The 229-nt window shown below is 53.3% G+C and carries 1 protein-coding gene; it reads left to right on the top strand.

Going from position 1 to position 229, the window contains the following annotated elements; genetic code table 11:
• A partial coding sequence (locus SB756_RS36310) for an ATP cone domain-containing protein (RefSeq protein WP_410914097.1) occupies positions 1–229 on the top strand: 229 nt, incomplete at both ends.

Genomic DNA, 229 nt, shown 5'->3' with positions numbered 1-229 from the left:
CCGCCGTCGGCAGTGTCTGGTGTGTAATGAACGTTTCACCACCTTTGAAGTGGCGGAGCTGGTTATGCCGCGTGTTGTAAAAAGCAACGACGTGCGTGAACCGTTTAATGAAGAGAAATTGCGTAGCGGAATGCTGCGGGCGCTGGAAAAACGTCCGGTGAGTTCCGATGACGTCGAAATGGCAATCAATCATATTAAATCGCAGCTGCGCGCCACCGGTGAGCGCGAA

The sequence above is a fragment of the Pseudomonas sp. SIMBA_068 genome, from assembly GCF_046534705.1.
Lineage (GTDB): Bacteria > Pseudomonadota > Gammaproteobacteria > Pseudomonadales > Pseudomonadaceae > Aquipseudomonas > Aquipseudomonas putida.
The sequence above is the reverse complement of the archived record's forward strand: the minus strand, read 5'-3'. Positions and strand labels throughout refer to the sequence as shown.